Here is a 13,807-nt window from a genome sequence, read left to right on the forward strand (position 1 = left end):
ATGCCGGCCCAGTCAGTTCAGTTTCCCAGTATCCCCCGGAATTGGATGAAGCGATTACTCCGTTAAGGGGAAACTTGGTCAGCATTATATAGCGTTGGGCGCAAACACCATTCCCAATTACCGTTCGTGTTCTGCAATTATTTTAACAAAATCGTCCGTACATTTACGCAGATGACTCTCGACCAGCATTCTAGCCTTATTGGCCTCTCGGTTTTTCATCATTTTAACAATTTCTCCATGTTCTTGAACAGAAATATCACATCTTGAGAAAACAAAATCGCCGCTTATAGAAAGATAAATCGTATTCTCATAAAAATTATTAGCAAGTTCTATTAGACGGGGCATCTTACTTAATTCAATAATTTTCATATGAAATCTTTTATTAGCTTCAGCATATTTTTCAGGCAGGCAAAGTTTCGAATCATTAATACCTGCTTCATAAATTTCTTCAATTTCGTCGATTTCGCTCTTGCTGGCATTCATCGTGGCCATTTCTGCTGCAAACCCTTCCAATACAGCCCGCAGTAAAAAGTTTTCTCTTGCTTCATCCCGATTGGGGTATTTAAAAATACTCCCCACCTGAGGGATAATATCAACGATCCCTTCCTGCTCCAACTTTTTTAAAGCGGCTGTGACAGGTGTACGGCTGATACCCAGTTTCTCAGAAAGTTGATAGGCAGAAAATTTATCCCCAGGTTTGATTTGCCCGCTCTGAAGCAAACCTTTTATTTTGTTATAGGCAAACTCATCTCGTCTAATAGTCATAAGGTGTTAAATCCTCCATGGCAAACATATGATAAAACCGTGTGCATTTTATTCACCTGGCTCTATATTGACATACACTGATGCAAGTTGGCAAGATTTCTAGGTGGATTTGTTTTCCGTTAAGGTTAGAAAGACATAGAAAGCGCAAAAAGGCCTGTCCCTCGGAATCATTCCAACAAGAATATTTCGAGGGCTAGGCCTTTTTATATCACATAATGGCTGTCTTTACCTGCTGATTTCACGATTTGTTTTTAAAGCAGCCACCATATTGCGGTAATCCGAGTTTTCCATCAGGAGGGAAATTACAGTTCCTCCGATAATGGCCCAAAATGGTGCTCCGATGTTCCATACAGTGATTTTGCTCATGCTAATCAGGAGGGCGAATAAAGCTCCTAGCCGAAAGTTCGCTCCAAATGCCTGAGCAAAGGTATTGACTAATACCGAAAACATGGCCACCCCGGCGAGAACATCAATGAAGGGGCCGGGCACTGCCTTAGTAAAAGTGATAGCGATCGGAGCAATTAATCCCATAACAAGCGACAGAATTCCCGCTATAAATGTTGCTGCATACCGGCCTTCTTTCGGCCCGACTTCCGCTCCCGCACAGATTGCTATACTCGGTCCGGCAATGACCGCGGTATGTCCCCCAAAAAAGGAGTTGAAAATTGTGCCCAACCCGCTGATGGCTACAAAAGCATTTGTGGGTGGAGTGTAACCCTGGGATGACAGTATTCCCAAGGCTTGGACATTACCGAAGCCTATTGACAAGATGGCTAACGGTATGGCTAATTCCATGATGGTTCGCAGATTAAAAGTCGGTGCTACAAATGTCAGGGACGAAAGCCGAAACGATATATCTCCGACATTAACATTTTTCGTCATAACGGCAATGATAAAGCCGATAACTAAAGCGCCAAGAACAGGCGGAAATTTTTTGGCCAAAGCAGGATAAATACTTAAGAGCAAAAAAGCAATTAATGTTGAACCGGCAACGACCGGTGCTTTAGGGAGAGCGGTAATGGTGGCTATGCCATAACTCACCAAAGTCCCTGCGATCATGCCCTGAATAATCGGCATGGGCACGTATCTTATGGCTATTTTAAACAATCCGGAAATCCCGATGAGCAAAACAATAATTCCGGCTAGTAAAACTGCGCCGATAACATCACTAAAAGGATAACGCGTAAGGGCACTTCCGATTAGAACAACAGCAGGAATGGAAAAAGCAACGTAAATCGGTTGACGATAATAAAGCGACATTAAAAGGGTAAGCAGCCCACCCATTAAAAACACGACAGCCAGCCACGATATCGCGATATTGTTAGGAAGTTTGGCCTCAGAAGCTGCTTTGAGTAAAATAAAAATGGGACCCTCGCCAAACAAAACAGCGGTTATCGCAACACCAATCGTGGATGTGGTAATAAACTTTGGCAATTGGCTAAATGAAGAACTGATCCCTTCACCTTTTTCCAGTTTCAACAATGGAATAATCCCCTTTCCGCATGCGCAAAATTGAATTGAATATTATTCTGGGGAAAGCGCAATAGGTTTTTCGATTCATATGGCGTCTCCTATTGCGCTTAATTTAACTGCAATTTAAGGTTTTTACGAATTCGATCCCTATTATGAATATTTCCTTTGAATTTCTGCCCATCTTCGCCCGGCTTCTTTTGCTCCGGTAAGGTATTCTTCAGGAATATGATGATAGGGTGGCCGTGCTGGACCGGCGTTAACAAGCCCTGCGGCACTCATTCTTGCTTTTTCTAAAGGAATATTATAAAGCGAGAAGATTTTAAAACTTCCTTGAGGGAAAAGGGTTTGATAGGTAAATCGAATGTCTTTGGTAATTTCTTGAGCAAAGGCATCGTCATTGCTTTCAATGGCCTTTTTCAAGGCGCTAAGCGGTGCCATTCCGCAATTGCCGCTTCCCGTCCAGCATGCCGGAGCTTTAGCCCCCGCCATTTTTTTTGCCTCATGCCAATCAGCATCCATTGGCAAGATCCGGATATTATCTCCGCACGCTTCAATGTCAGCAAGATATTGGGGACCAATGCCAATATACTTTGAAGCGATAATATTGGGAATTTGGGCCAGCTTGGCATAGACGGAGGTGGATAGTTTGCCTTTAAAAGCCTCAGGATTATCATAAACAATAATTGGAGCTTCAGGAATAGCCTCGGCTATATCCTGATAGTAACCGACAATCGTATCATCATCACATTCGCACCACATAGGTCTGCCTAGGAATAGCCCTGTAGCCTTCATGCTCATAAAGGCTTTAGCCCGCCGAATGGTGTCTCTCGTGTTTAATGTTGTAGCCCCAATGAAAACCGGAACCCTTCCCTTAACGGTCTCAATCACCTTCCTAGCAAAGTTAAAATGTTCTTCCTCCGTTAGCGTCGCTCCCTCACCAAAAGTTCCGTTGGTTAAAATTGCATCAACTCCGTTTTCAATGAGCATGTTTACCAGTTTTACGGTTTCCTCATAATTAATCGTGTCCATCGCGTCATGACTTGAGGCGTTTTGAGTAGCTGGCGTGGGAATGATGTTGTAGATACCTGAGACATCTTGAGCCGTGAATTTCAAGCTCATTTGAACCCCCCCCTTTTAACTTATTAGCATGCTAGCATGTGAGTAAAGTGTAAAGCTTTTTGGGCGATTTGTCAATAATGCAGTTTTTTACGATGAAGTGCCGGTTGAAGAGCTGGAAAATAGAGAACGGCCCGCAGCTCGGGCCGGAAAATCCCTGACACGGATGGTATGCCAATCGCGGAACAAGGGTCATATCTACTTCTAGCAACCAAATATTTATAAAAATATGCTGGCTTTATAAAAAATTGGTTATTTTTAATTCTGCCAGGGCTACAACTTAGCCCTGGCAGTTTTCATCCAGTAAGGTAAAACGCCCATCATTTTTTTCTTTTTTCCCTTATATTGATGTGGATATTATGCTCCTTGAGTTTTCTGCTTACAGTAGGGTGAGTCGTACCCAGTATCTCGGCCAGCTTGCGCAGGCTTTGTGTCTGACCCAGAGCCATATGCAAAAGTTGACGTTCTGCTTCTTTATACGCTTCGGGGAAAGGCATTAATTTATTGACATGGAGGGGATCAATGAAATGGGGTAATTTAATCCCGATGGCCATGTAAATATCTTTTTCAGTTATCTGGTCATTCTCTGCTAAGATAACAACCCTTTCTACTACATTTTCCAGTTCCCGTACATTTCCCGGCCAGTCATAGTTAATCAGGGCGGGCTGGGCCTGACTCGTAAGTTTCTTATTCGTTTTATATTTACTGTTGTATTTTTCCAAAAAAGAAAGTGTCAAAGGGACAATGTCATCGTATCTTTCACGGAGAGGCGGGATATAAATAGGGAGGACATTTAGTCTGTAAAAGAGGTCTTTCCGGAAAGATTTGTCCATAATTTTTTGGCTGAGGTCAGCATTGGTGGCTGCAATAATTCTTACATCGATTGTGCTCTCCTTGGTGCCGCCTACTCTAAAAAAATAGCCCTCCTGGAGAAACTGGAGGAGTTTCGCCTGGATATTCCATGGGATTTCCCCCACCTCATCGAGTAATAATGTTCCTCCATTGGCCACCTCAATCAGTCCCGGTTTTCCCTTCCGTTTGGCTCCTGTAAAAGCTCCTTCCTCATACCCGAAAAGCTCACTTTCAAAGAGACTTTCAGGGATAGCGGAACAGTTAACCTGAATAAAGGGACTTCCCTTCCGTGAACTCGCTGTATGGATATAGTTGGCAATAACGTTTTTACCTGTACCGCTTTCCCCGGTAAGAAGAACATTGGCATTTACCGAGGCCGCCCTAATGGCTCTTTCTAACACTTCACTCATAGCTTGGCTTTTGGCTATTAGGGAATCTAAAAAGCTGGTACGTGCCCTTAATTCCTGTACTTCAACTTCATATTGGGTAGACATTCGCTTGTAATTCAAGCTTTCTTCTTTTAAACGGTTAATATCGGTTACATCTCTTATATTGTCGATAATCATTAATATCTCGCCATTTTCGTCCAAGAGAGGGCTGGCAGTGATTAAGACGCTTTTGCCATGCTTAGTATTTTCCAGCGACGAAGCATGTTTTTTAGTTTTAAGAACTTCTATGGAAGGAGCACCATTCCTGATAATTCCTGCATCCATTAATTCCCGAAGGTCTTTACCAATTATTTCTTCTTTTTTTAAACCCAAAATGTTTTCATAATTCTTATTTATATAGATAATCCGGGGCTTATTGTCAAGAAGGGCGATAGCATCGTATTGAGTATCTAATAAGGCAGCAAAAAAAGCGGCCCCTTCAGGGCTTACTTTTCCGGATAGACCTACATCTTTCAAAGCCCACATCAATTCCCCGGCACGGTATTGCATAGTTTCACGTCCTTTTCTATTTTTAAGATATATCCCGGTAAATATTTTACCAGGGATATATCATACTTGGTTTATTGATAACCAGTGCGGAATTACCTTGAATAATAGCTGTTCCCCATAATGATAAGTATAAATCATAAAAATCTATTGGTAAATAATATTCCATTAGAAGCTGCGGGATTTAAGAAATACCTCCATCAAGCTGCGTTAAGATTTTTGGCGCTTTGGCACAATTCTTGCACTATTTTGATATGGCCGGCGAGTTTAACTTACGAAAGGGTGAAATGAGAAAAAGGCAATAATCCCTATATTCATTAAACTCATGAAAGGAGCTATAACAATGTTCAAGAACACAAATATGGACAGACTTTATGTAGCCTTAGTTACCCCTTATAAAGACGGGAGTTATGAGATTGATGAACAAGCTTTGCGCAACCTACTCCGTTACTTCATGCAAGATAAGTTTGTAGAGGCTGGGGGCGGCATGATCATAAACCCGGAAGCGGGTGAATTATTTTATCTTACCCGTGAAGAAAAACTTAGAAATGTCCAGATCGCCGTAGAAGAATGTAAGGGGAAGGTACCCATTTTTGCCGGTGCACTGGCTTTAACTACCGAAGAGACGGTTCAGGTGGCAGTTGATGCAAAGAATGCAGGAGTGGATGGGATCTTTGTAATCCCTCCCATGGGTTCAATGGATATCACAACTTCTTGGAATTCAGATAAATATCCTGAAGTATGGATTGATTTGGTAAAAGCTATTGCGGCAGAAGTCAATCTACCGATGATTACCCATCCAGTTGGTGCTCCTTCTGCTGCATATGGGATCGGGATAAGCCGGGATGTTACCTTACAAATGATTGCCGAGATTCCCAATATTGTCGGATGGAAAATGACCTATAGTTACGAAGGCTTCAAAACCATCGCTAAGACCCTACGTAACCTGGAACAGGAGTCCAGTCGGCATGTTGGAATCTTGGGTGCAACGGCGAATCTGTTTCACGAAGTGCTGCTGAATGAAAAATTTGATGGTACGGTCACTGGATCGTTCAACTATGCCATGGAACCGATGATTGATCATATTGCAGCCTGGAAAAGAGGCGATCTGGCTCTGGCAAAAAAAATCTGGAATTTGGGCCTCTCCGATTTGCATGCATATATCTATTCAGAATGGTCCCGACTTCATGTACGGTATAAGATTGCTACCTGGCTAAGAGGTTTGGTTCCCCATCCTTTTATGCGTCCGCCCATGCCCAAACCGAAGAAAGAAGAAATCCTCGCCATCAAGGATCTTCTTCGTGTCACGGGTGTAAGCATAATTACCGAACAACAGGTGGAAAAAGTATTAAGTGAATTATAAATCTTAAGTCGACTCTTGGCAGAAAGCAGCACGGTCTATACCCGTACTGCTTTCAGGAGTCGCTTCGGACAACCTACTAATAAGATTATTATTTGTTAGGAGGATAGCAAGATGTCAATTGAGATTAATACCTCCCGTCAACAAAACATCATTGCACGACTGGAACGACTCCCCTATTCTTTTTGGCACGTGAAAATGCGACTAATTGTAGGTATAGCCACTTTCTTTGATGCCTTCGATGCTGTTTCAATAGCATATATTCTGCCAGTAATAGCACCCCTTTGGAATATATCGCCAACACAAACCGGTTTATTAATCTCTATCAGTTATGTTGGTCAGCTACTAGGCGCTGTTTTCTTTGGCTGGTACGCAGAAAGGTCCGGCCGAACGAGGGCACTATTCTGGTCTATTGCCATCATGGGCGGTATGTCGTTCTTATGTGCCACAGCCTGGAGCTTAAACTCCTTACTCCTTTTCCGTTTCATTCAAGGATTTGGCTTAGGTGGGGAAGTGCCCATTGCAGCCGCCTATATTAATGAAGTTGCCAAGGCCCATGGGCGTGGCAAGTTTATCTTACTATATGAATTGGTTTTTGTAGTGGGTCTTGTTTTGGCAGCACTGCTCGGTTATTGGGTTGTACCTCATTTGGGCTGGCACTATATGTTCCTGATTGGCGGAATCCCCGCAATTATCATCCCTTTGTTTATCAAAAATCTTCCCGAATCCCCGCGCTGGCTGGCCTCTAAGATGCGTTTGGATGAAGCAGAAAAAGCTGTGGAAAAGATCGAATCCAATGTCAGTAATAACGGCCAAATCGCCCTGCCCCCACTGGAGAATTCAGGTATCAAGGTTGCCGAAAAAAGTACCAATTGGCGGGAACTTTTCCAGGGGATCTATCTTCGGCGCACCCTTACCGTGTGGGTAATCTGGTTCAGCGCTTATTTTATCACCTATGGCTTGACTACGTGGCTTCCGAGTTTATATTCACGAGTTTATAAGTTGCCTTTGGAGCAATCCTTGCTATTCAGCCTTATCACAAACATCGCCGGCCTAGCCGGAGCATTTGGTTGTGCGATGCTAGTAGACATAGTGGGAAGGAAAGCCTGGTTCACCGGGGCATTTCTAGGAGGCTCCTTATTCATGTTTCTTTTGTGGAATAGTGGAGCAGGCACTCCTTATCTCGTTTTAATTTATGCTTCACTCAGTTATACTTTTATCGCTTCTATCTCTTTAGCGCTGTATTTGTATAGCCCCGAAATATATCCCACCAGGATGAGGGCTCTCGGCAGCAGTATTGGTAGCGCCTGGCTCCGGGTCGCCTCGGCATTGGGACCATATATAACGGGAATGGTGGTGGCCGGATACTCTATCTCTCTCGTCTTTATTATATTTGCAGTCGTTGCACTAATCGGTGCCATAATCACCGGTATCTTTGCCATTGAAACCAAGGGCAAAATTTTGGAGGAAATTTCCCCTTGAGTTACAAAGGCAAAATGCTGTCTTCTTCACATTATAATAATTTATGATTCCCATGTACCCCCACTTTGTAGAATTAGAGATTAGTAAAGCAGGCTGAAGCAGTACTACTTTTTTCATCAGGTAAGAACCACTATGCATATGCATAGAAGAGAAGCTAGCTAGTTCTTCAGTATTGACTTTAGCCTGTTTCCACTGAAAAAGTATACTCAATAAGATAGATTCTCTGGGATGGTATGCACTTTAGCATGAAAGTGAATGCTTTTCTAATTAAATCTCACGAGGAGGAAGTAATATATGGACAAGTATAAGCTTTTGGAGTTAATGATTAATACTGCAAATAGCAGTGATGTTACAAAACTAAGGCTAAGAGATTGGAACAAAATTATTAGATGGGAGATTGAAGGGGAATCGTTCTATTGGAGTACATCAAAGGAAAAGTTTAATTTCACCGAAGCAACGGAAGCAGATTTTATTATTAGTTGCACTGAAGATACCCTCGACAAAATTGCACATAAGCAACTCCCTTTTTTTATGGCTATATGGGGTACTGGAGATATTGTATTTAAGGGTTCTTTTGGTGATGCTATTCGATTAGGATATATATTCCTAAATGATAAACGCAAGCGAAAAGTAATATTTATAAGTCATTGCTGGTTGAATATAAATACACGTTTTCCTGGAGGTGCTGCGTTTCCCGGTGCTGACACAATGATTATTAGGACTCTGTTAGATAGTGATGTAGGTATAATTCAAATGCCATGTCCCGAGTACAATTGCCTTGGTTTGGAAAAATATGATTATGGCAAAATAGATGGTGAACAACTAAGGAATTGTTATAGAAGGACCGCAAACGATGTAGCTGATCAAATCAAAGAATATAAGAAGTTAGGGTACGACATAGTTGGGATTCTTGGTATGAATCCAAGTCCATCATGTGGGGTGGAAATAACGAAGGGTAAAGGAACAATGCTTGGAACGAGTACTGATACGTCTGAGGATTCAAATTCAGGTGTGTTTATTGATGAGTTAAAATTATTATTAAAAGAAAACAAAATTTATAATGTTAGGATATTTGGTGTGCGTCGTCATTTAACTGGTGAAAACGGAAATGAAGCAAGAATAGAAAAATTAAAAAATTACCTTGGTAAGTAATATCCCTAGGGTCTTTCAAATGTTGTACGAATCTGTATATAATTTTGCGTTTTAGCTTTCACTGCCCAACCCACCGTAGAGGGGATTTGACATTATCCAGGAAGAAGATGGATAATCGAAGCAGAATCTGGCCCCAATGCTGGATTCGGCCGGTTCATTTCCGCAGTAACATCCTATAATGCTCCTATATAGTGGGATACGCGCCTCTAAACGGCCTGAAGAGAACCTAGAAACCGCGTGGTTGCGCGGTTTTTGGTCGTCTAATGCCGGTTTTTTCTTCAAAAATGTAGGTAAACTAATTTTGGATAATATATAATGTTGAGTCATACCGGGACGGAAAATCCTAATATATGGTAAAATTTATACAATGCCTTTTAATCTTAAAGCGTCATGCAATAATGAATTTCCATCACACTGATAGCAGTGGTTTTCTATACCCGAAGGAACTTTATTATCATATACAATTTCCGCAGCCTCTGAAATCACATCAAAATACCACTCTGCAGATGGTGCTCTGTGACCCTCCAATTTTGAACCGGGATTAGGCGACCATACAAAGGGGACAATATTGGCACCCATGGCAGATAAAGTCTGAATTCCTTGCAAAAAGGTTTCTTTTGGTTCCAAACCCATTACCAGAGCAACAAATACATTTCCTTCCCCAAAAATTTTAACTGCTGTTTGGATGGATTTAACAAATTCTGCATGCGAGGTGCTTTCTGATTTTCCTGGACATATTGCTTTATACAACTTTTCGTCCCATATCTCCATACTATATCCAATGGCATTGATCCCAGTTTCGAAATAACGTTCAATATCATCCCCTTTGGCAGGAGAGGGAAGTATTACTCCGGGAACTCTTTCAAATCCTGTATGTTTTTTTATAGATTCTAATATTTCAGAAACCAAAGCAACTTCCTGTTCGTGACTAAAACATCCCCCAGTAAGCAATATGTGATTAACATTTCCCTCTGACCAGGCCGCTTTAGCTACTTCACCAATATCAGTCATATCCTTTTTCTTAATTACAGAGTCGTATACTTTTGATGTTGTAACAAGATTGCAAAACGAACATTGCTTGTTGCTGCTAAAATGGGAGCAGTAATTTTGATAACAGAAAAACAAGCAGTCCCTTCCACCAATCTGGCCAATTTTAACCATATCATTATTTTGAGTTGTTTTCTTGTTATAAAAATCAGGCCGTTCTATCCATTTGATCTCACAAATTTCATGCTCGTTAAGATATAGTTTTAATTTATCATCATGCGTTTTTACATAATATTGTGATTTTGAATTTAAACGAAATTGTACAACTGTTCCATCCGGAAGACAGAAATCATCAGGGAGTTTGAGGTCAACATGATTTTCAAAATCCCAACCAAACAACCCATGATTCTGCTCTTTATAGTTTATGCCTACCGCTGTCAAACTTTCGATGTCAGAACGGATTCCTTCCGTAAGCAGAGCTGCTTTTAACAAAATATAATTTTCCATCTCTAAATCCTCCTGGCTGATAAATTTTATACCTGGTCAATAGGTAAACGGAAGCTTTGCTTATCAGTACCCAAAACGATGTTTGTATCGATCTTGTTTACTCCAGGAAATTGCAAGAGCGAATCCATAACAAAATTACGATAAGAAGCAATATCATGGGATACTATCTTTAATAAATAATCCCAGCTGCCTGTAATGTTATAACACTCTAGAATTTCAGGCGTTTCCTTAACTTTTAATAGAAAGGCGTTTGCCGTATTTCTATTATGTGGAGATAAATTGACAAAAGTAAACGTAACGATTTCCAACCCAACTTTTTTTTCATCGATGATAGTAGCAAATTGTTTTATTACACCCAGTTCTTTAAGACGCTTTGTCCGACTGAGGCAAGCAGAGGGCGACAATCCGATCTTCTTTGATAATTCTATATTGGATATTGATGAATCACTTTGAAGAATATCGATTATTTCTTTATCACAACTATCAAAGGCCAAAGACATAATGATAGACTCCTTTATGACAATGAAAATTTTGGAACATTCCGCGCACCTATACTTTTGGCGGCTGTGGAACTAAACCAGGTTAATGAAAATATTATTTTGGTATATGGCGATTATACGAAATAATATGCTTGATTGTCAACTTAATTGCGAATAAAAATCGATAAAACTAATTTGCCACTTCCAATCCCTCGGCCAGTTCCCCTGCCCCTTCAATCACAATTCGGTCACCTGCTTGTAATCCCTGCAGCACCAGCGTGAATTCTTTATTTTTAAGGCCGGGGCGTACAGCTGTTTTGACCGCCTTTCCTTCTCTCACAACCATGATATAATCTTTGCCATCCCACCGAAAAAGCGCTGAATGTGGAATAACCAAGGCCGACGGGCTTTGCACAATAGAGCAAAAAGGCCAAAAAACAGAGCGCAAATAAGGTGGAATTCGTTTTCTTATTTCAGTTAGGGCCGCTTACGGGCCAGCAGATCGCTTAACTTCATCCGGAACTCGTGCATAGTAACCGTTTTGTCAGCCAATGTGACCAACCAAGCCTCCCGGCTGCCGGGCCAGCGGTGAGTTAACGGCCACATGTGGCTTAAGATAATGTTCTGTTCTTTCTCATTAAGAGCAAAGCAGCGTTTGGCATTCCGACAGGCTATTGCCGGATGCCGGAAACCGTGCCACCGTGTGCCGTCCGGCCTCGGCACATGCCAGTCATACAGGTAAAAATCGTGAAGCAAGGCTGCCCGAGTGGCCGAACGAACGTCGATGTGAAGAGTACGCTTCAGGCGTGTGGACCAGCGGAAGGTTAGGTATGCCACATGGATGGAATGATCCAGGATGCTAAAGGGACGGTGGTGAGGGAAGTTGTCCAGTTGTCTAAACTCCGGATGGTCCAAGATATCCTTAACAAGGCCGGAAAATTTCATTTGTTTTCACCTTCATGCTGCTCATGGTTTGCTCCCGGGGCTGTTGGCTCCTGGTCGGTGCGCAACCGGTGGTAAAGCCTTTGACGCTGCCTGCTTAGTAAAAGAGCGACGTATTCCTGCTTGAGCCGGATCTGAGCCATGGCTTCACTGAGGGTATGGTGCATCTTCGGATAAGTGGCCAATAGGCGGCGAAACGGACGCAGGGCAGCCAAGAGATCGCTTTTATTGAGCTCTTTCTCTCTATATTCTTGGAGAAAACGTTCCAGCCGGAGCAATAAGAGACTCGATTTTGAGATGTCCCCAAAAAAGTAAATTAAAAAAAGAAGAGTGCATAATATCCTTGGCGTAGGAGGTATTCCAGCAATCAAAGTTTCAAAGTATGGATGGATGTAGTGGAGAAAGAAGAGCCCAAGCATCCCCCATAAGAGGGCAAAGGGAAGGGCGATACGCCCTTTGTAGTTCAGGGGCGTATGCCGGTAACTCCAAAGCTGCAAGTGGAAAACAGATTCTAGGAGATAACCGGCACCGTACTCAATACCTGTGCTGAGTAAGGTGAGGATTAGAAATTGCCAGACGAGCGGAAGCTCGGCTAGAATGGAACGACAGAGAAGGACCAACAAGGCAAATGTGCCGTAAATCGGTAAGAAAGGGCCGCTCAGAAATCCCGGATTGACCAATTTTTTTTGAGTCAGGGAGCGATAAATGAATTCCAATACCCAGCCCAGAAAAGAATAGAGCGCGAAAAAGAGAATTATAGTAGACAAATACGGGAGAGTTTTGACGTTCATGCTTCATCTTACCCCTTCGTTTCCCCAAAAGACCAAAAAATAAAACAGGCCTTATCCTGGAATATATGTGCCCTGCCTTTGCTCATGGGTTCCTTGCACTGGGGTGAAAAATAAACTAAAATGATCCCAAAAGACCAAAGAATAAGTTCGTAATAATGATAACACATCTCATAAGTCTGTCAATGAGAACCCAGGGCAAATTGGGCGATTGCTATATCTTGGTTAAGGAGAAAAAATTCTTTATGAAATTAACGGAACGCCGCAAAGAATTTTTAAGCCAAATTATTGCGCTTTATAAAAAAACCGGACTGCCCGTGCATTACGTTACCTTAGCCGAAATTATTGGGGTAAGCAAATGGACAGCTTATGATATGTTCAAGGAGCTTGAGAAAAATGGTCTTCTTAAGCGAGGTTATGAAGTGAATTCGAAAGAACCGGGACGTTCGGTTATTGTTTTCACTCCTACGAGGAGAGCTCAAGAATTATTCGCCCAAACAAGGAAGCGGATTAATAATCAGGACGAACTCCGTGTGCTCAAAGAGAAAGTAGCTCAGTTTGTTTATGGGCTGAGGCCAGCGGATCTGAAGGATACAGTGGGAAGAATCATCCAGATTCTGTCCCGTGTTGAGACGCGGGTCGAGTTTTGCCTGTATATTCTGGCTCTCTTTCTCGTGTACCTCGATTCTATCGGTCAGGCACGAAAAGAGATGATCAGACATCTATTGAAAGTTTCGATTCGACCGGAAATTGAGTTAACGATGTTTGTCGGTACGGTCATTGGAATTGTCATTCATACGGTGGGAGATGAGATGGGGCCTCAAATGACTGAATTGGTCGGGTTATTTGTCCAATACCTTGAAGAACTGAGTTTTGATGAGCTCCAGATGCTCACAGCTTTTTTGACGGAAAGACTGGGGTAAATCTTATTAGGCGGTGGATCTTAATGAAGGCTGAAGGCCTTTTGCC

At 42.1% G+C, this 13,807-nt stretch carries 13 protein-coding genes; 4 read left to right on the plus strand and 9 right to left on the minus strand.

Translation table 11 applies throughout. The features are described from left to right. Positions 1 to 117 precede the first annotated feature (117 nt). From J0X21_RS00205 to J0X21_RS00220, 4 genes are all read right to left on the minus strand, one after another. Positions 118 to 765, minus strand: a complete 648-nt coding sequence (locus J0X21_RS00205; RefSeq protein ID WP_206808456.1) for a GntR family transcriptional regulator — start codon at positions 763 to 765, stop codon at positions 118 to 120. Positions 766 to 990: 225 nt separating this feature from the next. Next, positions 991 to 2,247: a benzoate/H(+) symporter BenE family transporter gene (locus J0X21_RS00210; protein ID WP_206808457.1), complete on the minus strand. Its 1,257-nt coding sequence runs from the start codon at positions 2,245 to 2,247 to the stop codon at positions 991 to 993. Between the two features lie 141 nt (positions 2,248 to 2,388). Beyond that, positions 2,389 to 3,357 (minus strand): dihydrodipicolinate synthase family protein, encoded by a 969-nt coding sequence (locus tag J0X21_RS00215; protein WP_206808459.1) that lies wholly within the window; start codon positions 3,355 to 3,357, stop codon positions 2,389 to 2,391. Positions 3,358 to 3,674: 317 nt separating this feature from the next. Next, complete coding sequence (locus tag J0X21_RS00220; RefSeq protein WP_206808464.1) at positions 3,675 to 5,144, minus strand: sigma-54 interaction domain-containing protein; 1,470 nt, start codon at positions 5,142 to 5,144, stop codon at positions 3,675 to 3,677. Between the two features lie 340 nt (positions 5,145 to 5,484). Between J0X21_RS00220 and J0X21_RS00225 the strand changes: the two genes are divergently transcribed. The 3 genes from J0X21_RS00225 (at position 5,485) to J0X21_RS00235 (ending at position 9,135) form a co-directional block, all read left to right on the plus strand. Then, positions 5,485 to 6,504, plus strand: a complete 1,020-nt coding sequence (locus J0X21_RS00225) for a dihydrodipicolinate synthase family protein (protein ID WP_206808465.1) — start codon at positions 5,485 to 5,487, stop codon at positions 6,502 to 6,504. A 111-nt stretch (positions 6,505 to 6,615) separates the two neighbouring features. Then, complete coding sequence (locus J0X21_RS00230; protein WP_206808466.1) at positions 6,616 to 7,983, plus strand: MFS transporter; 1,368 nt, start codon at positions 6,616 to 6,618, stop codon at positions 7,981 to 7,983. A 294-nt stretch (positions 7,984 to 8,277) separates the two neighbouring features. Further along, positions 8,278 to 9,135, plus strand: coding sequence for a hypothetical protein (locus tag J0X21_RS00235; protein WP_206808467.1), 858 nt, complete (start codon positions 8,278 to 8,280; stop codon positions 9,133 to 9,135). Between the two features lie 360 nt (positions 9,136 to 9,495). Here J0X21_RS00235 and J0X21_RS00240 read toward each other — a convergent pair whose 3' ends face one another. The 5 genes from J0X21_RS00240 to J0X21_RS00260 form a co-directional block, all read right to left on the minus strand. Then, the gene (locus J0X21_RS00240) at positions 9,496 to 10,629 is read right to left on the minus strand and encodes a radical SAM protein (RefSeq protein WP_206808471.1); all 1,134 of its coding nucleotides are present in this window, start codon (positions 10,627 to 10,629) and stop codon (positions 9,496 to 9,498) included. Between the two features lie 26 nt (positions 10,630 to 10,655). Next, on the minus strand, positions 10,656 to 11,129 hold the full coding sequence (locus J0X21_RS00245; RefSeq protein ID WP_206808472.1) for an Lrp/AsnC family transcriptional regulator: 474 nt from the start codon (positions 11,127 to 11,129) through the stop codon (positions 10,656 to 10,658). Between the two features lie 169 nt (positions 11,130 to 11,298). Next, positions 11,299 to 11,454 carry a hypothetical protein gene (locus tag J0X21_RS00250; RefSeq protein WP_206808473.1) on the minus strand — a complete coding sequence of 52 codons (156 nt, stop codon included), beginning with the start codon at positions 11,452 to 11,454 and terminating at the stop codon, positions 11,299 to 11,301. Positions 11,455 to 11,585: 131 nt separating this feature from the next. Further along, positions 11,586 to 12,053 (minus strand): HD domain-containing protein, encoded by a 468-nt coding sequence (locus J0X21_RS00255; RefSeq protein WP_206808475.1) that lies wholly within the window; start codon positions 12,051 to 12,053, stop codon positions 11,586 to 11,588. Next, positions 12,050 to 12,841: a putative ABC transporter permease gene (locus J0X21_RS00260; RefSeq protein ID WP_206808477.1), complete on the minus strand. Its 792-nt coding sequence runs from the start codon at positions 12,839 to 12,841 to the stop codon at positions 12,050 to 12,052. Before J0X21_RS00260 ends, J0X21_RS00255 begins: the two co-directional genes overlap by 4 nt. 242 nt (positions 12,842 to 13,083) lie before the next feature. Here J0X21_RS00260 and J0X21_RS00265 point away from each other — a divergent pair, with 242 nt between their 5' ends. Continuing rightward, the gene (locus J0X21_RS00265) at positions 13,084 to 13,761 is read left to right on the plus strand and encodes a LexA family transcriptional regulator (RefSeq protein ID WP_206808479.1); all 678 of its coding nucleotides are present in this window, start codon (positions 13,084 to 13,086) and stop codon (positions 13,759 to 13,761) included. The last annotated feature ends 46 nt before the right edge of the window (positions 13,762 to 13,807 follow it).

This window comes from Paradesulfitobacterium ferrireducens (genome assembly GCF_017310645.1).
Classification (GTDB): Bacteria; Bacillota; Desulfitobacteriia; order Desulfitobacteriales; family Desulfitobacteriaceae; genus Paradesulfitobacterium; species Paradesulfitobacterium ferrireducens.